The organism is Acidithiobacillus sp. IBUN Pt1247-S3, assembly GCF_041146875.1.
Taxonomy (GTDB): Bacteria; Pseudomonadota; Gammaproteobacteria; order Acidithiobacillales; family Acidithiobacillaceae; genus Igneacidithiobacillus.
This window is the reverse complement of sequence record NZ_JBFRXP010000003.1, coordinates 1-21,229: the sequence shown is the minus strand read 5'-3', so window position 1 is coordinate 21,229 and position 21,229 is coordinate 1. Positions and strand designations below refer to the sequence as shown.

Here is a 21,229-nt window from a genome sequence, read left to right as displayed (position 1 = left end):
GACCGGAACTGCGATAGATATGCCTGCTGAAAGCCCTTGACATGATAGGGAGATGTAGGGTCTATGATTGTGACCTGGGTTACGCTAGGAGCTGGTGATGACAGAAATGCAATTGAAGATCGAAGGGATGACCTGTGAACACTGTGTACGCGCGGCCAGCCAAGCGCTGCGCGCTGTGCCTGGGGTGCAGCAGGTGGAAGTAAAGCTGCCGGATTCCGCAACGGTGCAGGGTGATACCCAGCTTGCGGATCTGCAAGCGGCGTTGGCAGAAGAGGGGTATAAAGCAAGTTTGCGCTAGGGTTTACGACCGCCTGTCGTCTATAGGCGACAGGCGTTGATCTGCGTGGTGATCGTAACTGACTGATTTGCCGTTGTAGACCCCCGTGTTTTGCTGATGTTCTGAAAATCTTTTGTGACGTGAACAAAAATTCACTGAATTTGACGAGATTTATCCGGCTTTGTCGGGATGCGGCGACGAATCTCGTCGTGTAGTTTATAAAATATTATTAGAAACAATAAGATATATTTTGGCATGCCCTTTGCTTTAACAAAGGCATGAATGAGATTTCCTCTCCCGTTTCGTTGCGCCGGGTGCTGTTTGGCCTGGCGTTGCTCATCTCTGGCACTGCCTTCGCGCAGGCCGCTGACTTTAGCTTTGCCCAGGTAGATGCGCGTGCTCGGAATCTGGCACACGAGGCTTATGATGCGACCCCGCCAAAGCTGCCGTCTTTTCTGAAAAATCTCGATCCAGCGCAGTATGCGCAGATTCAGGATGTCAACCCCTATTGGTCCAATACCAATAGCCCATTCCAGGTTCAGTTCTATGTGCCCGGTTCGTATTTTCCACGGCCGGAAAAGATTTCCGTGGTAGACAATGGCAGTGTCCACCCCATTCCCTTTCAGTTGCAGGATTTCAGTTTTGGCGACCTGCATCCGCAAAGTCTCCCGAGTGATCTAGGCTACGCCGGTTTTCGTCTCCTCTATCCGCTGAATACCCCGCCTAGCTACAACGAGTTCATCTCGTTTCTTGGTGCCACCTACCTTCGTGCGGTCGGCAAAGACGCTATCTATGGCACCTCTGCACGGGGCATCGGTATCGATACCGCGCAGCCTTCGGGCGAGATCTTTCCTTATTTTCGTCATATCTGGCTAGAAAGGCCTGCGCCGGGCGCAACCGATATGACGGTGTACGCCCTGATGGACAGCTCCGTGGTAACTGGAGCGTATCGTTTCGTGATCCATCCCGGAACCGACTGCGTCGTTGATGTCGAGGCCACGATCTACCTGCGCAAACCGGTACAGGTTCTCGAACTGGCACCTCTGACCAGCATGTTCTGGCATGGCCATGGGCGCGGCGTGCGTGCGGGGGACTGGCACCCGGCACAGCACGACTCCAGCGAATTGGTCATGGCCAATGGCAACGGCGAATGGGTCAGTCGTCCCCTGGATAACCCCCTGCAGATTCAGACTACCAGCTACGATATGCAGCAACCTCAGGGTTTTGGCCTGATGCAACAGCCGCGTGATTTTGCCGCGTACCAAGGGATCAACACCCAATACCAGCGCCGTCCCAGTGTTTGGGTGAGCCCGGTGGGTGACTGGGGCAATGGTCAGGTCCGCCTGGTAGAACTGCCCACCAACAATCCCGACATGGATAATGTTGACGTCTTTTGGGTGCCGGCGACGCAGCCACAACCTGGTACGGCCTATCACTACGCTTACCAGCTCCGCTTTTTTAACAGTCAGCATGGGCTGATTCCGCTGGCACATCCCACGGCTACCTACCTTGGCTACGACGTCAAAGACCCAAAATGGCAGCATGTAATCATCGATTTTTCTGGTGGAGCGCTAGCGCGTCTGCCTGGCGTCATGCCCGTGCAGCCACATTTCAGCGCTGCTGATGGTGCGCAGGTACGCGATCAGAAGTTGGAATATTCCGCTAACGGACATTTCTGGCGCTTGCTTGCGGATGTCCAGACCGCTGCCAATGTGCCGAGCAATTTGCGCGCTTATTTAACCCTCAATGGCCAGGTGATGACCGACACCTGGACTTTTCTTTTGCAACCCGCCCAAGGAGGTCACTGATATGTACGTTGATCAATGGCAATCAGGTCCCGCTGCTGTGGAATTCGATTTTAGCCCGGCGACAGATCCCATGGCAGCCGGGGATGTACTCCTTTTGTCACGCATGGATGCGTATTTGTCGCGTCTGCCCTTCGACGATGCCCAACGGCTTTGGTTGCGCGCCGAGCTTGCCTTGCAGTTGCGCCAGTTGCCGATGGATGACCCGGCGATACGCAGCGCACGCGCCTTTGCTACGCTGCAGAATCGTATCGCTACCCTGCATCGCGGCGATGAATGGGAGGCGCGCCTAGCGTTGACCTTGCGTCCGGTGTTACCGATTGAGATCGAGCAACCGAGCCGTTGGTTACGCGGGCAACAGCTGCAGCCAGAGCGCACAAAAATGGCTTCTGCGCCTATGCAGCGTTCTCTTTCAGCCTTCTTGCAGCGCCAAGCGCAGTCTCTGCGCGGGGTTTTGAACCGAGGACTGCGTCTCGTACCGTTTTTCGGGAGCGCACGATGAAACACCATCCGGGGCGTGGCTGGGAGGCCCTCAGTCAGGGAAGAAGGCGTTGGTTGACGGCACTGATCGCCATCCCGGCGGCGGCATTGGGTGTACTCTTGCAGCACGAATTGGCACTCTCGCAGCCCATTTGGTTAGAAATCTTTACCTTAGGTATCTTTGTTCTGCTCTTCGCATGGATTTCTGCAGGTTTCTGGACGGCCTTGGTGGGTTTTTTTGTTCTCCTGCGTGGCCGCGCGCGCCCCGTCTCCTTTGATCCCGAGATCTTGAGTCAGCACCCGCGTGCGGACGCTCGGGTGGCCGTCATCATGCCGATTTACAATGAGGAGGTTGCCCGTACCATCGCTGGCCTGCAGGCTTGTTACCGATCTTTGCAACGTACGGGCAAGCTTGAGCATTTTGAGTTTTTCTTGCTTAGCGACAGCCGTGACCCGCAGTCTTGGGTGACGGAAGAACTGGCCTGGGCGAGTCTCTGTGAAGAACTCAATGCTTTTGGCCGGATTCACTACCGCCGTCGTCCCATAAACAACCACGCAAAAAGCGGTAATGTTGCTGATTTCTGCCGGCGCTGGGGCAAGCGCTATGAATACATGGTGGTACTGGACGCCGATAGCGTGATGGCGGGTGACACGCTGTACCGTATGTTGGAGGTCATGGAAGGCAACCCTCAGGTGGGTATCCTTCAGACGCAGCCGGTCTCTGTGAACCGTTCTACCCTCTATGCACGCATTCAGCAGTTTTCCCAGCGTTTATATGGCCCGCTCTTCAGTGCCGGTTTGCGCTTTTGGCAGTTGGGGGATGGTCACTTTATTGGTCATAACGCGATGATTCGCGTCGCGCCATTCACGGAACATTGTGCATTGCCCATTCTTCCTGGGCCTGCCCCCCTGGGTGGGCAATTCCTTAGCCACGATTTTGTGGAAGCGGCGCTAATGGCCCGTGCGGGCTGGGAGGTTTGGTTTCTCCCCGAACTTGGTGGGAGTTGGGAGGAGTCGCCCCCCACGCTCATTGATGACCTCAAGCGCGATCGCCGCTGGGCCCAGGGCAATATGCAGCATTTGCGTCTTTTGGCTGCTGATGGGTTGCGCTCGGCTCATCGTTTTCTTTTCATCAATGGCGCCATGTCCTTTCTGGCCGCACCGCTCTGGGGTATTTTTCTGGTCCTTGGAGCAATTTCTGGCCTGCTATTCTGGAAACATGGCGGCTCGACCAGCTCTATGAGTCTCTTCCATTATGGTGTGGATAACCCTCTGCCAGTTTGGCTCTTTGCGGTTACCCTGACCTTTCTTCTTGGACCAAAGTTACTGGCGGTGATTTGGGTCCACTGGTCGCGACAGGCGAAATATTTTGGTGGAACCGCGGCGCTGTTATTCGGCGTGTTCTTCGAGAGCGTTATTGCTATCGTTCTGGCTCCCGTGCGCATGGTCTTCCATAGCCTCTTCGTTCTGCAAACATTGGCGGGGCGGGGAGTAAAATGGGGTGCGCAGGTGCGCGGCGACCAAGAGACACCCTGGGCCGTTGCCGTGCGCAATTTCGGTATTCTCAGTTTGGTCGGCCTATTGTTTCTGTTTGGCGCGCAGCCATTGCTCGGTTTCTGGCATTTTGCCTGGTTATTACCGATTTTCCTGGGCTTGGCCCTGTCGGTACCGCTCGCTGTCTTCACCAGTCGTAGCTCTTGGGGCCTGTGGGCGCGCCGCCGTCGCTTGTTTTTGATCCCCGAGGAGATCCAGGTGCCGCGGGAATTGCGCGAACTCAGTCCGGAATACGTAGATTTTCTACCGCAGGTGGACGGCGATGCCTTTGTCGCTACCGTCGTCGATCCACGCTTCAACGCTGTGCATGCTGCATTGCAGCGGGACCGTGCTGGTCTGTGGGGGGTGACGGCTGCGCTATGCAACAAGGCGCTTACCTTGGGGCCAGCGGAACTCAGCCGACGCGAACGCAATATTTTGCTTAGCGATCGACAGGCGATGTTGACCTTGCACCGTGCCGTATGGTCGCAGCATGAGCCGGAAAAACTGGCGGCCTGGGGATTGCTCTAGTATCTTTGCCCCATGGCAGATAATCATGTCGATCTCATGGCAATGGCGGGTTTGCGCGACGAACTCGAGTCGTTGCGCAAAATGGCGCAAGAAGGTGACCCCGTCGCCCAGTTCAATATGGGGGTGCGCTATGCGCAAGGGCAGGGCGTGCCCCAGGATCTCGTCGAAGCCGCGCGCTGGTACGGTGCCGCTGCAGATCAGGGTGATGCGCCGGCACAGTTCAATCTTGGATTGCTGTTTTATCAGGGGCAGAGCGTGGATCGCAGCTTAGAATATGCCTATGAATTGTTCCGCCTAGCCGCCCTGCAGGGGGATGCCCGCGCCCGGGCGGGTTTGGATGCCGTCCTCTTGGAGTTGGATACCGACTCGCGCGAGCGCTTGCTGCGCGAATTTCCCCTGCCAACGGCGCATTAATCGACAGGGCGCCTTTTCAGGCTGCCGGGCGCCGTTTCCGTACCTCCGAGAGCTGACCAGCGCGCCCCCCACCAATGTAGTCGGGAACGATACTCTCCAGCGCGGTCGCCTCAATGCCAAAGGCATGCAGCAAGTCGTTGCGCTGGCAAACATTGTCGATAGACAAGGAGAGCAGATTGTCGCGGGTGATGATCTTGCCTGGTAGTTTTTCAAAGACTGTGGCCTGCACCGTAGCGAGTAGGTCGCAGAGAGGGAAGATAGCCTGATGCTTGCCGATCAGGCTCTGGGTGTAGCGCAGAATCTCTGCCAAGGTGTAGACCTTGGGGCCACACAAATCATAAGACTTGCCAAAGGTTTTCGGATCGTCGATGGCGGCAATGAAGGCACTAACCACATCTTCCACCCACACCGGCTGCAATTTGGAGTTTGCCTTGGCCAGTGGAATAAACAGTGGTACGGAACGCAGCAGCTTGGCGAACTGGTTGAAAAAACTGTCGCCGTCGCCAAAAATTACCGATGGGCGAAAGCTCGTCACCTGCAGCCCGCGCCCCCAGAGTAGTTTGGGACCATTAAGATAGGTGAAATAGCCCAGCGCAGCGCTGTTTTCCCCGGCTTGGCGCACGATTTCTTGCCCGATACCCTTGGAACGCAGATAGGCGCTTGGACCGATGGGGCTCGCACCCAGGGCGCTCATGTGCAACAGCCGTCGAACGCCAAGACGGGCGCAGGTATTGGCGACCAGACGTGGCAGCTCGATATGATTTTTCTCAAAGTCGCCGTGGCGCGCGGACGGCAAATCGTTGCGTCCGGGGCGGCGCTCATGCAGGATGCCCACCAGATTGATGGCAACATCACAGCCCGCAAGCTGGCGCTCCAACTCGATAGGATCGTGCACATTGGCCTGCACCAGCTCAAGTCCTGGCAAAACGAGCAGATCCTCGCGGTGACGTTCCCGATTGCGGGTCAAAATCCGAACTTGATGGCCTCGCTGGCACAGGCGTTCGGCCAGATGTCGGCCGACAAAACCAGAGCCGCCAAGAATGACGATGCTGTGGGGCATGGGTGACGCTCCTGCACGGTTGATATGCTCCATAGAATAGCACAGACGCTGGATGCGGTATTATCGCAGGTATTTATGGACAGATTAGGAGGAGGGGATGGAAGAGGGCAACTCAGTGAAGAAACGGGGAGCGATATGGGCTGTGCTTGGGGCAGTATTTTGTTCTTTGAGCGTGATTCTGGCTGCGGCTGGCGATCACTTGGTCGCGGGCGATGTCAGCCACAAGGCGCTGCGGATTTATGACATCGCCAATCGTTTTCAGTTTTATCAGGGGGTGGGGCTGATACTTTTGGGCTTGGCCGTTGCCCAATGGGGAACACGAGCGAGCTGGACGTGGACAGGCATCTTGATGCTGATCGGCCTTCTCTGCTTCAGTGGTGGGCTGTACCTGGTCGTGCTGGTCGGTCAGGGTTGGGCTTTTCTCGCACCCATTGGTGGCATGGCGATGATTTTTTCCTGGCTGCTCTTTGCCTTCAGCTTCTGGCGCAGCCGCTCAGGTTAGGGGCGGCGCCCAGATTCCCTCCCACACCTGCTGCGCCTTGAGACCCAGGCGTTGCGCCAGACCTTGTCGCGCTGCGAAACCAAGCACTAGCACTTTCTGTGTTTCCGCTACGCGCTGAATCCACGCATCGCTGGTGGCGAGCTCATCTACCAGCCCCAAGTCCAGGGCTCGTTCGCCCAGCCAGGCCTCACCAGTGGCCACTGCTTCCAGGTCCAGTTGTGGTCGGTAGCGGTGGATCAGGGCGCGAAATTGTTCGTGGATCTCACCCAGTTCCTCGCGCAGCTTGTGGCGACCTTCTTCGGTGTTCTCGCCAAAGAGGGTGACCGTGCGTTTGTATTTGCCAGCGGTAAACTGCTCAAAATCGACGTTATGTTCCTTGAGCCAGCGGTGAAAATTGGGCACCTGGGCGATGACACCAATAGAGCCCACCAGGGCAAAAGGGCTGGCCACGATGCGCCGGGCAACGGCAGCCATCATGTAGCCGCCGCTGGCGGCCACGCTATCGATGAGTACGGTCAAGTCCAGACCTGCCTCGCGCAAACGTAGCAGTTGGGCGGCGGCCAAACCATAGGTATTTACCATCCCGCCGCCGCTTTCCAGGCGCACGCAGACGCGGTCTCCCTCCTGCCTTGCGGCGAGCAGGACGTCTACTTCCTGGCGTAATGCCTCGACCGCCGAGGCGCGCAGATCACCCTTGAAATCGAGCACATAGAGACAGCCCTGTTGTTCTTGTTTGTCGCGTTGCTGGCGCGCTTTTTTGCGCTGCTTGAGGATGGCCTTGGCCTCTTTCTTGGATAGGCGTTGGCGAATGAGCTGCGTCGCCCGCGCCTCATAACGCTGCCCGAGATCGGTGATCTCGAGACTCGCACCCTTGCCGCGTTTACGGCCAAAGGAAAACCAAGAAAGAAAGAGTAGGCTCGCTACGACGACGGTAGCGCTTTCAGCGAGAAAAAGGAGATAGGCGAGGAGCATCCGTAGGGTCCGTCTTGCAAGGCTAAGGGCCAACGTCTACCATCAATTGATGGATTGCAAAGGGTGCGCGCCGCAATGATTCACGTCAAGTTCTTTGCCAGTGTGCGGGAGCGCTTGGGACGCTCCGCCCTGGAGCTGGAGGCAGCGCAAGCTGTTCGCTGTGTGGGGGATGTCTTGAGCCAGGTAGAATCTATAACCGGGGCCTCCTTGTCCGGCGCCCATCTGTTGGCCGCGCGGAATCAGGTGCACGTGCCTTTCAGCGAGGCAGTGGCGGATGGCGACGAAATCGCTTTTTTCCCGCCGGTAACCGGGGGCTGAAGTGCGGATTAAGGTACAGCAGGAGGCTTTCGATCTAGGCGCAGAGATCAGCGCCCATGCGCAGCCGGAGGCCGGGGCGGTGGTGAGTTTTCTTGGTACCGTCCGCGATTACAGCGACGCGGCCGACATCTTGGCGATGGAAATCGAGCATTATCCGGGCATGACCGAGCGCGAGCTGGAGCGCGTGGCACGAGAAGCGCAACGGCGCTACAACATTTTAGACAGCTTGGTTATTCATCGTTACGGGCGGCTGGCGCCGCAAGATCCTATTGTGCTGGTGGCCGTGTGGTCGCTGCATCGCGCCGCCGCCTTTGACGCTTGTCGTTATCTTATCGACGTGCTCAAGACCTCCGCGCCTTTCTGGAAAAAGGAAATTACCCCTGCGGGTGCCCGCTGGGTTACCGATTGCCCCGGCTGTCGGGCTGGGACCCAGCATGGTCACGTTCATCCCGAAGTAGTAGAGGAGCTTTGATTTTGCCCAGTTTTGACGTGGTTTCGGAAATTGATTTGCAGGAAGTCGACAATGCCTTGCACACCACCAGCAAGGAAATTGGTAATCGCTATGATTTCAAAGGCAGCAAGGCGAATATCGAACGCAAGGATCATGAGCTGATTCTGCTCGCGGAAGATGAGTACAAGTTGGGGCAGATGATGGATCTCTTCTCGCAACGCCTGGTCAAGCGAGGGGTGGATCTCAAGGCCCTGGAGTTGGGCAAGGTAAGCGATGCCGCTGGTGGTATGCAGCGTCAGGTTTGTACCCTGAAGGCCGGTATCAGTACCGAATTGGGCAAAAAAATGATCAAATTACTCAAGGATGGCAAGTATAAGGCGCAGGGGAGTATCCAAGGGGAACAATTGCGGGTAAGTGGAAAAAGCCGCGACGAATTACAGGCAGCCATTGCCGCTCTGCGCGCTGGTGATTTCGATATTCCACTGCAATTCAATAATTTTCGCGATTAACCATGGACGCCAGCGCCGGTTCATTGCGCGGTTTTCTACGCGGCCACTATCAGGGGGCCATTGCCGTACTGGCGCCTGATGGCAGCCCCTACACAGCGGTTGTGCATTACGCTTGTGATCACTACGGCGTACCCTATTTTCTATTTTCCAATCTGGCGGTGCATCAGCAATATCTGCACAAAGATCCCCGCGCCTCGTTTCTGCTCTGGGAGCCAGGCGATGATCTGATGGAGTTGCCGCGCATGGCCTTGCAGGGAGAAATTCATCGCGTACACCCCGATCCCGCATTAGAGGGGCGACTGCTTTGTCTCTTGCCTGGCGCCGACGGGTATCGCGATATGCCCGACTTCCATTTTTATCGCCTGGACGTAAAGCGAATTCGTTGGATTGCTGGCTTTGGTAGTATGGGCTGGGCAGAAGAAGTGATTCGAATGCCCGGCGATCTGCGGGAACTAGAGCTGGCGGAGGCCGGCGCTGTGGCGCACATGAATGCCGACCATGGCGAAAATCTACGGGACTACTGGCGTCACTTTGGCGGCGAGAAAGCAGACGCGCCGGTGCGTATGCTAGCCCTGGATGCGGAAGGTGCGGACCTGCAGGCGGGCAGCAAACGTCTGCGCTTACCCTTCTCGGCGCCGGTGCAAGAGCCAAAGGGCTGGCGGCAAGTTTTGGTAGACATGGCGCGGCAGGCACGTGGGAGTCAGGCATGAGTGAAACCCTGCAGCGCACAGCGCTCTACCCCTGGCACCTGGCCCACGAGGCGCGGATGTCTCCCTTTGCCGGTTGGGAAATGCCCTTGCACTATGGTTCGCAGTTACGCGAACACGAGGCGGTACGGCAAGCGGCTGGGCTCTTTGATGTTTCGCACATGCGGCCTCTCGACCTGCGCGGTCCTGGCGCACGCACTCTGTTGCGTCGTGCTTTGGCCAATGATGTCGCCCGCCTAGATGCGGAACCGGGCCGTGCCCTCTACACCTGCATGTTGCAAGGCGATGCCGGTATCCTCGATGACCTTATCGTCTATTACCTGGGCGATGAGCAATATCGCATCGTTCTTAACGCTGCCGGTGCGCAGAAAGATACTGCATACCTGGAAAGTCTCGCGCAGGAGCAGGGCGGAGAGGTGGATTTCCGGCCTCGCGATGATTGGGGCATCCTCGCCTGCCAGGGGCCTGCGGCGGTCGCTCAGGTGGCCAGCGTGCTCGCTCTACCCGAGCTTTCGGCGCTGAAAACCTTCCGCTCCCTGACGCCACGTGCGGGCCTTTTTGTCGCGCGCACCGGCTATACCGGCGAAGATGGCGTGGAAATCCTCGCTGCCCATGACGAATTGATAGAAATCGCCGATGCCCTGATAGCGGCTGGTGTCGTACCGGCAGGTCTCGCGGCGCGCGATAGCCTGCGTCTCGAGGCTGGGTTGAATCTCTACGGCCAGGATATGACGACGGTAGATAGCCCCGATCGGAGTCATCTTGGCTGGACGGTAGACCTGCGCGATCGTGAACGGGACTTCATTGGCCGCACTGCCATCGAGGCCGAACGCGCTGCCGGGCCAGCACATCGCCTCTGGGGACTGTTGTTGCCGCGCGACGCCATCCCCCGTCATGGCTATGAGGCGGTCACCGCCGCGGGCCAGAGTGTGGGCGCTGTCACTAGTGGCTCCTTTTCCCCGAGCCTGGGGCTAGGAATCGCCCTGGCACGACTGGATGCCGTCGTTGGCCTAGATAGTGAAGTATTTTTACAGGTGCGGCAGCGCAGCGTGCCGGCCCGCGTTGTCGAACCCCCCTTCTGGCGTCATGGCCAGGCCGTTTATTCCGCAGAGGAGAGTCAGCCGCAATGAGTGAGCTTCCCGCCCAACTTCGCTACAGCAAAACCCATGAATGGGTTGCCCAACTGGCCCCTGGGCACTTTCGGGTTGGCATTACCGATCATGCTCAGGAGCTCCTGGGTGATGTGGTCTTTGTGGAATTGCCGCAGGCCGGGCAAGAGGTAGAGGCAGAGGCCGCCTGCGGCGTGATCGAGTCGGTCAAGGCTGCATCCGATCTCTACTCGCCGCTTTCGGGCAAGATTGTCGCATCCAACACGGAGTTGGCAGATAACCCGCAATGGCTAAATGAAAAGCCCTATGACCAGGGCTGGATCTTTGAAATCGAGGCGGCTGATGGCGACTTTGCCAAACTCCTCGATGCCGAGGCCTATCAACAAAGCCTGGGCGCATAAGCATGCCCTACATTCCCCACGACGCTGCGGAAACCGCGGCGATGCTGGAGGCGATTGGTGCCAATCGTCTCGAGGATCTTTTCGACGAAATCCCCGCGGCACTACAGACCGACGTCCTTTCGGTACCCGAGGGCTGTAGCGAGGCGAGCCTGCGCCGGGCGATGGAAGAGCGCGCCGCGGAGCAGCGCTCACTGCGCTGTTTCGCTGGGGCCGGGGCCTATGCCCACCATATCCCGGCGATTGTTTGGGAAATTGCCCAGCGCGGTGAGTTCTACTCGGCCTATACCCCATATCAGGCCGAGGCCAGTCAGGGCACACTGCAACTACTTTACGAATTTCAGAGCTTCATGACCCGGCTCACGGCCATGGAGATCAGCAACGCCTCGCTCTACGATGGCGCTTCGGCGTTGGCCGAGGCCTGTCTTATGGCCTTGCGTCTGCGCCCCAAGGCGCGGGAGATCCTGGTGCCCGAGGGACTCTGGCCGCACTGGCGCCGCGTTTTGGACTCGTTACTGCCGATGCAGGGGATTCATTTGCGGGTCCTGCCGCAGGACCCGCGTACTGGACGTCTCTCGCTCCCGGAAGAAGATTTCTCCGATGCTGCGGCGCTGATCATTCCGCAGATCAATCGCTTCGGTCTGTTGGAAGAGGTCGATGAACTGGCGCTTTGGGCAGAGGCGCGCGATTTGCTGCGCATTGCCGTCGTCAATCCCGTTGCCCTGGCGCTGCTCAAGGCACCAGGAGATTGGGGAGGGCAGGGTGCGGATATTGTGGTGGGGGAGGGGCAGCCCTTGGGTGTGCCGCTTGCCGGTGGCGGACCCTACTTTGGGTTTTTTACCTGCAAGCGTGCCTATGTGCGCCAGTTGCCCGGCCGCTTGGTGGCCAAGACCGTAGATGCCGCGGGCAAGACGGCGTACTGCCTCACCCTGCAGGCGCGCGAGCAACACATTCGCCGCGCGGGAGCGACGAGTAATATTTGCACCAATCAGGGGCTTCTGGTGACTGCTGCTACCATCCATCTTGCCACCTTGGGAGCCGATGGCCTGCGCGCTGCAGCCCTACGCTCGCACCAGCAGGCGCTGCGTCTGCGCTCCGTACTTGCGGATCTCCCTGGGGTCGAGCTTCCTTATCCGGGGCCGGTGTTTAACGAGTTTGTCCTGCGCTTGCCGCAGCCTGCCAGCCGCGTTCGCGATGCGCTGCTGGAAAAAGGCATACTCGCCGGCGTGCCACTGCTGGACCTCGACGCCGCGGGGCCAGCCCATGATTTGCTGGTGGCAACGACCGAGCTGAATGAAGAGGAAGATCTGGATGCCTATGTTGCGGCCCTCGCTGCAATTTTGGGAGGAGCCTGATGGAAGAAACAATTTTTGCCTGCCAGCATGTACGGGAACAAAGCCCGGCAGATGTCATGATTCCCACACACTTGTTGCGCACGGATTTGCCCTTGCCCAATCCGGCGGAGCTTGAGGTTTTGCGCCATTACACGCGCCTCAGTCAAAAGAACTTCTCCATCGATACCAATTTTTATCCACTCGGCTCCTGCACCATGAAGTACAACCCGCGCATCGCTCACGAGTTGGCGACGCTGCCGGGTTTCAGTCGTTTGCATCCGCAAACGCCAGCACCAGCGGCGCAGGGACTATTGCATAACTTGGCGGAGCTACAGGACTGGCTTGCCGATTTGACTGGCATGGCAGCGGTCAGTCTGAGCCCTGCAGCGGGGGCGCAGGGCGAACTGGCCGGTGTAGCGATGATCCGCGCCTACCATCAGGCGCGCGGCGATCATGCGCGCCAGCGGATTCTCATTCCGCAAGCGGCGCATGGGACCAACCCCGCCAGCGCGCGAATGGCCGGATTTACCGTCACCGAATTGCCCAACCTGCCGGACGGCGACTTGGATCTCGGTGCGTTGCGCGACGCTCTGGGACCGGATGTTGCCGGGATCATGCTCACCAACCCGTCCACCCTGGGCGTCTTCGAACGGCAGATTCGGGAGGTTGCCGCGCTGGTTCATGCTGCCGGCGCGCTGCTCTACTATGACGGTGCCAATCTCAATGCCATCCTCGGGCGAGTGAAGCCCGGCGAGATGGGTTTTGATGTCATGCACTTGAATCTACACAAGACCTTTGCAACCCCTCATGGCGGCGGCGGGCCGGGTTCCGGTGCCGTTGCCGTCGCGCCGCGGCTGGTGCCCTACCTGCCGGTGCCGCGGATTGTGGGTGAAGCCGGCGCCTATCGCTGGGAAACATTGGCGGAGCGGCCGCAGACTATCGGTCAACTGAGTGCCTATGGCGGCAATATCGCGGTGCTGCTGCGCGCCCACGCCTATATTCGCCGTCTCGGTCACGCTGGTTTGCGCCGTGTCTCTGCCTATGCTGCCCTCAATGCCAACTACCTGATGCAGGGCTTGCAGCGCTTAGGCTACCAATTGGCCTTTCCGGAGCGGCGTGCCAGCCATGAATTCATCATCTCGGTGCAGGATCTACAGAAAGCGACCGGCGTACGCGCCCTGGATGTGGCGAAGCGCCTGCTAGACTTTGGTATTCACGCACCGACTATCTATTTTCCGCAGTTGGTGCCTGAATGCTTGCTCATCGAGCCTACTGAGACCGAAAGCAAGGCGACCCTGGACCGCTTCCTGGAGGTCATGGCACAGATTCGACGCGAAGCCCTGGAGGAACCGGAGCTGCTGAAAAACGCCCCGCAAAATCTTCCCGTGCAACGTGTCGATGAAACTCTCGCGGCCAGACGCCTACAGGTTGCAGAGTGACGCAGATGAGTCCTGTCGCGCTGTTGCGGCAGCTCTCCCAGATCGTTCTCGATAAAGAACCAGAGATCCGTCTAGTGCTGACCGCGTTGATTGCAGGGGGGCATGTCTTACTCGAAGATCTTCCGGGTTTGGGTAAAACAACCCTGGCTCTGGGCTTGGCCCGTTCCCTCGACCTCCCGTTTGCGCGCCTGCAGATGACGGCGGACATCCTGCCCGGCGATATCCTCGGCAGTAATTTCTATGATCCGGCGCAGCGGTCCTTCGTTTTTCGTGCCGGCCCCATCTTTCATGCGCTGCTTTTGGTAGACGAGATCAATCGTGCGCCGCCGCGGGCGCAGTCGGCGCTCATGGAGGCAATGGCAGAAGGACAAGTCTCCCTGGAAGGCGCCTGCTATCCTCTTCCGCAACCATTTTTTGTCATTGCTACCCAGAACCCGCAAGAGTTCGATGGCGTCTTTCCTCTGCCAGAAAATCAATTGGACCGTTTTCTTTTGTCGCTGTCCCTGGGCTATCCGAGTCGTGATGCAGAAGAGCGTCTGCTCTGCGGCGAGGCGTTGCTGCCGCAGGCGGTACAAACCCTAGCGACAGCCAGTGCTCTCCAAGACTGGCAACGGAGCGCAAAGCAGGTCTTCCTGAGCCCCGAAATTCGCGGGATGCTGCTTGATCTAGCGGAGCAAAGTCGGCGGGACGCCAGTCTGCGCTTCGGGATTTCACCTCGGGGTCTGTTAGCCCTGCAAGCTGCCTTGCGCGCTTGGGCATATCTTCAAGAACGGGATTTTGTCGCGCCGGAAGACCTGCGCGCCGTTGCGCCGGCGGTGCTGGGACATCGCTTGCGCTGGCGCAATCCTGGCGATCCGCGTGCACAGCTCAATGATCTGCTGCGAACATGCTGGGGTTTCGCCGAGTAAAGCGGCGGGAGGTAAAACTCTCCCGCGCCGGTAAGCTCTTCGTTGCATTCACTCTGGCGATTGGCTTCGCTGCCGTGAACACCGGCAACAATATGTTGTTTCTGTTGGTCTCCATGATGCTGGCGCTGATGATACTGTCAGGCCTTGCGGCGCTGTTGAACCTTCGCTCCCTGGACGTCAGCCTGTTGCCGGGACAATTGTTATTGCAGGGGGAAGAGGGGCAGCTGCAATTTCGCGTATGCAACCCGCATCCGTGGACGGTTTGGTTGCTGGAGCTGCGTTTGGCTCCAGTACGTGCGCAAATCGCGCGACTGCCTGGACGAAGTAGCAGCGAGTTGAGCTTGTCTTGGCGCCCAACGCAGCGTGGGCAGTTATTTTTACCACAACTCTTGTTGGGATCCTCTTTCCCCTTCGCTTTTGTTTGGCGTGGTCAACGCCTGGATTTTCCTACGCAGGATGCACCCTGGGTAGCCCCACGTGCCAGAGATGGGGGCGTGCCGCCTGTGCTAGCGGAGGAATCATCGGAACAACGTAGCGCAGCGTCGGGAACGGGAGAGGTGATTGCCTTGCGTCCGCGCTTGCCTAACGAGAGCCTCGGTCGTGTCTACTGGCGGCGCAGTGATTGGCGATCCGGCTTTGCGCTCCCGCCCAGCCTGCCGGTCTTAGAGCGTGAGGCAGAGCAGGGGATAATGGTAATGCTCGATTATCAGGCGGCCGCGCTGCAGGCGCTGGACCACGAACAACGCTTGATCGCTCTGCGCAGCGGACTGGATAGCGCGCTGTCTCAGAACATGACCTGGCGTCTATCATTGCCGGCTGGAACCTGGCACGGACGTGGTCAAGCCGGCTATCGGGAGGCACTCTGGGCGCTGGCGCGACAGGCACCGTTTCTGGCTGCGACTCCAATTTCCGGCAACGTGTCGCGCTGGTGGTTCTGGCGATGAAGGCGTCTACCCTGATCCCCACCCTGCTATTGCTGATTGGCACGACACTCTTTCTTGCCTTGCAGCATCTGTCCTGGCAATGGCCCACGCTGCTGTGGTTGCTGGCGGAGCTTTGGGTCATTCTGCGGGGCGGCCTGCTCCCTTTTGCAACTCTGCGTGGCGGAACACGTTTTCTCATTACTGTTGCCTTGCTTTTGCTTGCCAATCTCACTGCCGGTTGGGGTAACTGGTTGCAGATGGGGGCTGCCAGCCTCTATGTGCTCCTCGCCGTCAAAACGCTGGAAATGCGCGGTACTCGCGACTTGTTTCAGATCGCTGCACTATTGTTGCTCGGTATGGGGCTGGCGGCTTGGATCCGCGTCGACCTTGCCCTGGGGGTCTATTTTCTGCTCGAACTCTTTTTGCTGCTCCTGGCGCTGCTCTGGCAAGCGTTCCTCGATGCGCGACGGGAGGAGGGAAGGCGGGTAGCGAACGCGGATCTGTTGCGCCTTCTATTTTTTGCTATGGTCTTTGTGCTCTTCCTAGTGCCGGTGATGGGCCTGTTTTTTCTCCTCTTGCCGCGCACGCCCACACCGCTTTGGCATTGGGGAGGCGGAGTTGGGGCAGCGGCAAGCGGCTTTTCGCCTAGTCTCGACCCGGCACATATCCAGTCCTTGCAATTGGACCCTGCCGTTGCCTTTCGCGCGCAGATACAGGGTCCGACTCTGCCCGCGAGCAAAATGTACTGGATGGGCGCCATTCTCTGGCAGGATGATGGCGGGGTACATTGGCAGCCCGGTCATGTCGCGGCGGATTGCCGCAACACCGGGCAGCCAGTCTGGCAGCAGAAAATTCTCCTTAGCCCTGGGCATCATGACTATCTGTTTGCCCTGACGAGTCCCTTGCGCATGGAAGGCGCCCTCCCTGTAGAACAAGACGCCTCTGGAACGCGTTTGCAGAGCACACAGAATGGCGCCTTTCGCTATAACGCCTGGTCAGGCACAAGGGCGACCTGCTATTCAGTAGGGCAAGGGCAGGCCGCCCTGCAGCTTCCCGCACAGATCAATCCGCAGATTCGCCAGTTGGCAAGCACGCTGCGCGGCAACACGCCAGAGCAAACAACCCAACGCATTCTTGCCTGGCTACGCGGTCCGTCCTTCCGTTATAGCCTGCAAGCACCCGCAGCCTATCCCCAGGGGCAAAACCTGGCGGATTTTCTGCTCCATAGCCACAGTGGTTTCTGCGAGTATTACGCCGCCGGGCTCGCCACCTTGTTGCGCCTGGATGGCGTGCCGGCGCGGGTGGTGGTCGGCTACCATGGCGGACAATACGATTCCTACGGGAATTTCTGGGTAGTGCGGCAGAGTATGGCGCATGCTTGGGTGCAGGCTTGGTTGCAGGGGCGTTGGGTCCTGCTCGATGCCACCCCCGCTGGCGCTACTGGTGAAGCGTCTGGCCCGAGTACTGCGGCAAACAGCCAATTTTCCGCAAGCGGGCAGATCTGGAGTTGGCTGCAATGGGAGTGGCTGAACTGGGTGATCAATTTCACTCCAGCCAAACAGCGTCAGGCTTGGCTGGCTGCTGGAAGTCTGTTGCAGGGAAGTGGACAGCGAAACCACTCCGCTTTCCCGAGCATGCAAAGCCGTTGGTCCGAATTATCGCCTTGGTATCTGACGGTGCCATTCGTCGTTGTGTTGCTGTGGTGGTGGCGTCGGCGTGCGGCAGTGAAACCCAGTGCCGAAGCGCGCTTCCGGCATCGAGCAATTCATCTGCTACGGCGCAGTGGACTGCGCGATACCCGACCGGGGCAAGAAACGCCCTGGTTAGACCAGATACCGATGGCCGAGGCCGAGCGTACGGAACTGCACACGGCAATTCTTTTGCAGCGCTATGGACCGAATCCTGATGCAAGGGGAGAAGAACGACTCAGGTATTGGCTGGGGAAAATCCCGCGTCGGCGTCATCATGGTCCATCTGGCCGCGATCCAGGCGGATGATCTGGTCCGCCAGTGCCAGACTGGCTTCGCGATGGGCGGCGACGATGATGGTGATCTTGCCGCGTAGCGTTGCCAGGGTCTCAAGGATGCGCTGCTCGCTTTCGCTGTCGAGGGCGCTGGTGGCTTCGTCGAGAACCAGAAAAGGGCGTTGCTGGTAGAGGGCGCGGGCGATCGCCAGCCGCTGGCGTTGACCTCCGGAAAAGTTACTCCCGTGTCCCTGTACTGAGGCGTCCAGTCCGCCAATGCTGGACAAAAATTCCCAACAATGGGCAGCGTGTGCGGCGTCTTCCGCCCGTTTGCGATCCGGCTGCGGGTCGGCATAGGCGATGTTTTCCAGCACCGTTCCAGAAAAGAGCAGGGGCTCCTGTGGGACGTAGGCAAAATGCTGTCGGTAGCTGCGCAGGGATAGCCTATTGGCGGGCTGCTCACCGATCCATATCTCTCCCATGTCAACGGATAAGAGTCCGAGGATGACGCGCAGCAGGCTGGTCTTGCCGCTGCCACTGGCCCCGGCAATGACGGTGAAACTGCCAGCGGGGATTTTGATGTCCAAGCCTTGTAGCACGGTTTCCCCGGCGTAGCGCAAACTCAGCTTGTGGCAGCGCCAGGAGCCAAATTGTTTGCGAGAATCTTCACTGCTCTGTGGCTCGAGTTTCTGATCCAGCCACTGAAACAGGCGGTCGGCCGCTGATAAACCCTGCTGTAATTGATTATTGGCCGAGGAAAGCTGACGCAGCGGTTCGTAGACCATGGCCAAGGCGGTGAGGAAAGCAAAAAAAGCACCCGTAGTCATCGCACCGCTCACTACCTGATGCCCACCCAGATAAATGGTAACGGCAATCCCCAGGGCGGCAATCAGCTCCATCACTGGTGTGCTGGCCTTCTGGATGCGTACGATGCGCATCATCAAGCGGTAGTACATTTCCGCAAGGCCAGCAAAGCGCTTTGCCTCGAAGCCCTCGGTTCCCTGGCTTTTGATGACCTCCACACCACGTAGGCTCTCGGCAAATTGGCCAAGGATGTCGCCCATCTGTTCCTGCTGCTCATGCCCGCGCCGACGCAGACTTTGACCAAAGCGAATGAGGGGGTAGAAAGCGAGGGGCAGGGTGCCTAGGCAAATGAGCGCTAACGACCAACTCATATAGAAGGCAACGCCAATCAGGGCGAGAATTTGCACCCCCGAGAGGAAAAAACGCGCAAGCACCGAGAGACTTTGCTGTAGGAGGGTCAAATCGAGGCTCATGCGCGAGAGGGTGCTGCCCTGACTCTGTTTGAGTAGGGTGGGCAACGATAGACGCAGGGTGTGGGCGTAGAGCTGCTCGCGCAGCTGGCGCAGGATATCTTCTTCCATGCGCGCCAGGATCACCCCGCCGGAGTAGTCGGCAAAGCCCTTCACAGCGTAGATCGCGATCACCAGCAAGGGTAACCAGAGCAACATGCCCGCTTGGCGATCAATAAAGATGTGATCGAGTATGGGTTTGACCACGTAGGCGCTCGCGCCGCTGGCGAGACCAGACAGGGTCATGAAGAGTAGGGCAATAGTGATCGACCCGCGATAGGGCCGGAAGAACTGCAAAAACCGCCGGAAAGTGGCGGAGTGCAGCCAACCCCGCCGTGCTGCGCTCACTCTTCGAGCAGCGCCCGTTTGTCCTGCACCTCTAACCATTCATCAGCATCTGCGGGGGCATTTTTCTTTTGAATGATAGCAGGCCAGGTTTTTGCTAGACGGGCATTGATGGCAATGAAATCGTCCTGGCCTTCCGGGAGATCATCATCGCGGAAAATCGCTGCAGCCGGGCATTCTGGCTCGCAGAGAGTGCAATCGATGCACTCGTCGGGATCGATAACCAGAAAGTTCGGTCCCTCGCGGAAGCAATCCACAGGGCACACATCAACACAATCGGTGTACTTACATTTAATGCACGACTCGGTAACCACGTAGGTCATGGGCAGGGGCTCCTGATTCTATTGGACTGGGCAACGCCACGAGTAGCCGCGTATTCTATCCTAGGCGTTGCCGTTTTGCCTACCACAGGAACGACACCACAGGAACGAACCACAGGAACGATTTTCGTCACGATGACGTGCTTGCTTGGAAGAGGCTGCTTCTTGCGAATGGGCGCCGTGATGGTGTATCTTCTGCGGCTCTTCAGTTTGAGAAACTAGCTCCCATCGTCTAGTGGTCTAGGACACCGGCCTCTCACGTCGGTAACAGGGGTTCGAAACCCCTTGGGAGCGCCAAAAAATATCCTAACTAACTGATAGTAAATTATTTTATTGTCAGTCGCATTAGAAGTGGAGAACCTTCGGCCTCTATCTACTCCTTGATCAAGAGCTGCGATCTCAATGGAGTCGAACCCTTCGCTTATCTTTGTGATGTCCTCGAAAAACCGCCGACCTAGCCCCACCATCGCCTACAAGAACTCCTGCCCTTCCACTGGGAAAAACCCAGCGTAGCGAGAGCATTATCCCTCCGGTAGATGGGTTGGCTAAGCGGTTACGGCCAATTCTTGGTTCGATGATAATGGTGGCCATGGCTAGGATCTCCCTCGCGAAGTCCTAGCGCTACTCAGATCAACACTGGTTTCGTATTGGCGGGATCGGACCAGCTTTCCTCGCCGGTTTCCACATGGCCGGCAAGCTGCCAGCGGTGGCTGTGAGTCTGCACTTCCAGGTCATACCAGTGATGGCTGCTCGCCAGCGGCCAGAGGACTTCGCGGGTTTCGCCCGCCGCAAGGCTGAAGCGGCGACTGTCTTGCCCGTAGACTCGATCGCGAATCTCGATCTGTTGCGTGGCGTTACTATGCAAGGTGAGACGCAGGTCGCCAGTACGCAGCCCCTCGGCATCTACTTGTAGGGGCGAAGCGCCTTTACCGTAGAGGCCGCGGATAAAGCCATCGGGGCCGTAGACCATAAGCGCGAGATCTTGCCCGTTGGGGGAACGCAGGGTGTCCTTGAGCTGCGCGCCAGCGCCAACGGTATAGTGATGCGGCAGCGCATGACTGCCTTCCCAATAAGCGGTACAGACCACGCCCACGGGTGCAGGGTTGTGGATATGGAGCTCGACGCCTTCGGCTTGCGCCCGTAGGTGTAGGCGGGTGGCATAAGCCAGGGGACGACGACGGCGCAGCCCAGCCTCCTGGGGATGAATGGCCACGGGCTGCTCCTCGGGTACCACTGGCGCCGCTAGGGTCGATTCATGATGTACCGTGGCGACGTAGTGCTTGGTACTGGGCAGGGACACGAAGCGATCATCTGGGCGGGAGAAGTCAAAGGCCGAACTCAGATCGCCACAGACCGCCCGTCGCCAGGGGGTGATGTTGGGTTCACTGACACCGAAGCGTTTCTCGATAAAGCGGATCACCGAGGTATGGTCAAAGACCTCGGAGCAGACATAGCCGCCCTTGCTCCAGGGCGAAATGGCCATCATTGGCACCCTGGGTCCCAGACCGTAGGGGAGTTGATCGGCGGTGTAGAGCGTGGGCCAGTCGGGATTGATGCGGTCGTGGACTTCGCCCTCGGTGCTGACCGTGCTTTTCCCCGGACGCACGGGGGTCGGTGG

22 protein-coding genes, 1 tRNA gene and 1 pseudogene are annotated in these 21,229 nt (G+C 58.6%); 19 read left to right on the top strand and 5 right to left on the bottom strand.

Going from position 1 to position 21,229, the window contains the following annotated elements:
• The first annotated feature begins 97 nt into the window (after positions 1-97).
• The 5 genes from AB4090_RS03040 (at position 98) to AB4090_RS03020 (ending at position 5,040) form a co-directional block, all read left to right on the top strand.
• Positions 98-298: a heavy-metal-associated domain-containing protein gene (locus AB4090_RS03040; RefSeq protein ID WP_369572384.1), complete on the top strand. Its 201-nt coding sequence runs from the start codon at positions 98-100 to the stop codon at positions 296-298.
• Positions 299-555: 257 nt separating this feature from the next.
• Positions 556-2,085, top strand: coding sequence for a glucan biosynthesis protein (locus AB4090_RS03035; RefSeq protein ID WP_369572383.1), 1,530 nt, complete (start codon positions 556-558; stop codon positions 2,083-2,085).
• Between the two features lies 1 nt (position 2,086).
• Positions 2,087-2,584: a hypothetical protein gene (locus AB4090_RS03030; protein ID WP_369572382.1), complete on the top strand. Its 498-nt coding sequence runs from the start codon at positions 2,087-2,089 to the stop codon at positions 2,582-2,584.
• Positions 2,581-4,626, top strand: a complete 2,046-nt coding sequence (gene mdoH / locus AB4090_RS03025; RefSeq protein WP_369572381.1) for a glucans biosynthesis glucosyltransferase MdoH — start codon at positions 2,581-2,583, stop codon at positions 4,624-4,626. The genes AB4090_RS03030 and mdoH overlap by 4 nt, the downstream gene beginning before the upstream one ends.
• Before the next feature lie 12 nt (positions 4,627-4,638).
• On the top strand, positions 4,639-5,040 hold the full coding sequence (locus AB4090_RS03020) for a tetratricopeptide repeat protein (RefSeq protein ID WP_369572380.1): 402 nt from the start codon (positions 4,639-4,641) through the stop codon (positions 5,038-5,040).
• Between the two features lie 16 nt (positions 5,041-5,056).
• Here the strand turns inward: AB4090_RS03020 and AB4090_RS03015 are convergent, their stop codons facing one another.
• Entirely contained in the window at positions 5,057-6,100 is a 1,044-nt protein-coding gene (locus tag AB4090_RS03015) for a complex I NDUFA9 subunit family protein (RefSeq protein ID WP_369572379.1), read from the bottom strand.
• Positions 6,101-6,197: 97 nt separating this feature from the next.
• Between AB4090_RS03015 and AB4090_RS03010 the strand changes: the two genes are divergently transcribed.
• Positions 6,198-6,602, top strand: coding sequence for a DUF423 domain-containing protein (locus tag AB4090_RS03010; RefSeq protein ID WP_369572378.1), 405 nt, complete (start codon positions 6,198-6,200; stop codon positions 6,600-6,602).
• Here AB4090_RS03010 and sohB read toward each other — a convergent pair.
• Positions 6,594-7,607, bottom strand: coding sequence for a protease SohB (sohB, locus tag AB4090_RS03005; protein ID WP_369572377.1), 1,014 nt, complete (start codon positions 7,605-7,607; stop codon positions 6,594-6,596). The two genes, AB4090_RS03010 and sohB, sit on opposite strands and share 9 nt — an antisense overlap.
• A 42-nt stretch (positions 7,608-7,649) precedes the next feature.
• On the opposite strand from sohB, the gene AB4090_RS03000 reads away from it, so the two are divergent.
• From AB4090_RS03000 to AB4090_RS02950, 11 genes are read left to right on the top strand one after another with little or no spacing between them, the layout of a single operon-like run.
• On the top strand, positions 7,650-7,892 hold the full coding sequence (locus AB4090_RS03000; protein ID WP_369572376.1) for a MoaD/ThiS family protein: 243 nt from the start codon (positions 7,650-7,652) through the stop codon (positions 7,890-7,892).
• Between the two features lies 1 nt (position 7,893).
• Positions 7,894-8,364 (top strand): molybdenum cofactor biosynthesis protein MoaE, encoded by a 471-nt coding sequence (locus tag AB4090_RS02995; protein WP_369572375.1) that lies wholly within the window; start codon positions 7,894-7,896, stop codon positions 8,362-8,364.
• A 2-nt stretch (positions 8,365-8,366) separates the two neighbouring features.
• Positions 8,367-8,852 (top strand): YajQ family cyclic di-GMP-binding protein, encoded by a 486-nt coding sequence (locus AB4090_RS02990; RefSeq protein ID WP_369572374.1) that lies wholly within the window; start codon positions 8,367-8,369, stop codon positions 8,850-8,852.
• Positions 8,853-8,854: 2 nt separating this feature from the next.
• Positions 8,855-9,562, top strand: a complete 708-nt coding sequence (locus tag AB4090_RS02985; protein WP_369572373.1) for a HugZ family protein — start codon at positions 8,855-8,857, stop codon at positions 9,560-9,562.
• Entirely contained in the window at positions 9,559-10,689 is a 1,131-nt protein-coding gene (gene gcvT / locus AB4090_RS02980) for a glycine cleavage system aminomethyltransferase GcvT (RefSeq protein WP_369572372.1), read from the top strand. Before AB4090_RS02985 ends, gcvT begins: the two co-directional genes overlap by 4 nt.
• A complete protein-coding gene (gcvH, locus tag AB4090_RS02975) occupies positions 10,686-11,069 on the top strand; it encodes a glycine cleavage system protein GcvH (protein ID WP_369572371.1) in 384 nt (127 codons plus the stop codon). Before gcvT ends, gcvH begins: the two co-directional genes overlap by 4 nt.
• 2 nt (positions 11,070-11,071) lie before the next feature.
• On the top strand, positions 11,072-12,421 hold the full coding sequence (gene gcvPA, locus AB4090_RS02970) for an aminomethyl-transferring glycine dehydrogenase subunit GcvPA (RefSeq protein ID WP_369572370.1): 1,350 nt from the start codon (positions 11,072-11,074) through the stop codon (positions 12,419-12,421).
• Entirely contained in the window at positions 12,421-13,839 is a 1,419-nt protein-coding gene (gene gcvPB / locus AB4090_RS02965) for an aminomethyl-transferring glycine dehydrogenase subunit GcvPB (RefSeq protein ID WP_369572369.1), read from the top strand. The genes gcvPA and gcvPB overlap by 1 nt, the downstream gene beginning before the upstream one ends.
• Positions 13,840-13,844: 5 nt before the next feature.
• Entirely contained in the window at positions 13,845-14,747 is a 903-nt protein-coding gene (locus AB4090_RS02960; RefSeq protein WP_369572368.1) for an AAA family ATPase, read from the top strand.
• On the top strand, positions 14,726-15,691 hold the full coding sequence (locus tag AB4090_RS02955; RefSeq protein WP_369572367.1) for a hypothetical protein: 966 nt from the start codon (positions 14,726-14,728) through the stop codon (positions 15,689-15,691). Before AB4090_RS02960 ends, AB4090_RS02955 begins: the two co-directional genes overlap by 22 nt.
• Positions 15,688-17,667 carry a transglutaminaseTgpA domain-containing protein gene (locus tag AB4090_RS02950; protein WP_369572366.1) on the top strand — a complete coding sequence of 660 codons (1,980 nt, stop codon included), beginning with the start codon at positions 15,688-15,690 and terminating at the stop codon, positions 17,665-17,667. The genes AB4090_RS02955 and AB4090_RS02950 overlap by 4 nt, the downstream gene beginning before the upstream one ends.
• Here AB4090_RS02950 and AB4090_RS02945 read toward each other — a convergent pair.
• Together AB4090_RS02945 and fdxA are read right to left on the bottom strand one after the other, a co-directional pair.
• Positions 17,597-19,294, bottom strand: coding sequence for an ABC transporter ATP-binding protein (locus AB4090_RS02945; protein ID WP_369572365.1), 1,698 nt, complete (start codon positions 19,292-19,294; stop codon positions 17,597-17,599). The genes AB4090_RS02950 and AB4090_RS02945 overlap by 71 nt on opposite strands.
• Positions 19,291-19,614: a ferredoxin FdxA gene (gene fdxA, locus AB4090_RS02940; RefSeq protein ID WP_369572364.1), complete on the bottom strand. Its 324-nt coding sequence runs from the start codon at positions 19,612-19,614 to the stop codon at positions 19,291-19,293. Before fdxA ends, AB4090_RS02945 begins: the two co-directional genes overlap by 4 nt.
• Positions 19,615-19,832: 218 nt before the next feature.
• Between fdxA and AB4090_RS02935 the strand changes: the two genes are divergently transcribed.
• Positions 19,833-19,908: transfer RNA gene (locus tag AB4090_RS02935), tRNA-Glu, on the top strand.
• Positions 19,909-19,964: 56 nt separating this feature from the next.
• Positions 19,965-20,069, top strand: a pseudogene (locus tag AB4090_RS02930) (transposase domain-containing protein); the annotation flags it as partial.
• 167 nt (positions 20,070-20,236) lie between these two features.
• Here the strand turns inward: AB4090_RS02930 and AB4090_RS02925 are convergent.
• On the bottom strand, positions 20,237-21,229 hold a 993-nt coding region (locus tag AB4090_RS02925; protein ID WP_369572363.1), incomplete at its 5' end, for a phospholipase domain-containing protein.

Coding starts and splice junctions, on each gene's coding strand:
- AB4090_RS03040 (WP_369572384.1), top strand. CDS start 98: ATGACAGAAATGCAATTGAAGATCGAAGGGATGACCTGTGAACACTGT.
- AB4090_RS03035 (WP_369572383.1), top strand. CDS start 556: ATGAATGAGATTTCCTCTCCCGTTTCGTTGCGCCGGGTGCTGTTTGGC.
- AB4090_RS03030 (WP_369572382.1), top strand. CDS start 2,087: ATGTACGTTGATCAATGGCAATCAGGTCCCGCTGCTGTGGAATTCGAT.
- mdoH (WP_369572381.1), top strand. CDS start 2,581: ATGAAACACCATCCGGGGCGTGGCTGGGAGGCCCTCAGTCAGGGAAGA.
- AB4090_RS03020 (WP_369572380.1), top strand. CDS start 4,639: ATGGCAGATAATCATGTCGATCTCATGGCAATGGCGGGTTTGCGCGAC.
- AB4090_RS03015 (WP_369572379.1), bottom strand. CDS start 6,100: ATGCCCCACAGCATCGTCATTCTTGGCGGCTCTGGTTTTGTCGGCCGA.
- AB4090_RS03010 (WP_369572378.1), top strand. CDS start 6,198: ATGGAAGAGGGCAACTCAGTGAAGAAACGGGGAGCGATATGGGCTGTG.
- AB4090_RS03000 (WP_369572376.1), top strand. CDS start 7,650: ATGATTCACGTCAAGTTCTTTGCCAGTGTGCGGGAGCGCTTGGGACGC.
- AB4090_RS02985 (WP_369572373.1), top strand. CDS start 8,855: ATGGACGCCAGCGCCGGTTCATTGCGCGGTTTTCTACGCGGCCACTAT.
- gcvT (WP_369572372.1), top strand. CDS start 9,559: ATGAGTGAAACCCTGCAGCGCACAGCGCTCTACCCCTGGCACCTGGCC.
- gcvH (WP_369572371.1), top strand. CDS start 10,686: ATGAGTGAGCTTCCCGCCCAACTTCGCTACAGCAAAACCCATGAATGG.
- gcvPA (WP_369572370.1), top strand. CDS start 11,072: ATGCCCTACATTCCCCACGACGCTGCGGAAACCGCGGCGATGCTGGAG.
- gcvPB (WP_369572369.1), top strand. CDS start 12,421: ATGGAAGAAACAATTTTTGCCTGCCAGCATGTACGGGAACAAAGCCCG.
- AB4090_RS02960 (WP_369572368.1), top strand. CDS start 13,845: ATGAGTCCTGTCGCGCTGTTGCGGCAGCTCTCCCAGATCGTTCTCGAT.
- AB4090_RS02955 (WP_369572367.1), top strand. CDS start 14,726: ATGCTGGGGTTTCGCCGAGTAAAGCGGCGGGAGGTAAAACTCTCCCGC.
- AB4090_RS02950 (WP_369572366.1), top strand. CDS start 15,688: ATGAAGGCGTCTACCCTGATCCCCACCCTGCTATTGCTGATTGGCACG.
- fdxA (WP_369572364.1), bottom strand. CDS start 19,614: ATGACCTACGTGGTTACCGAGTCGTGCATTAAATGTAAGTACACCGAT.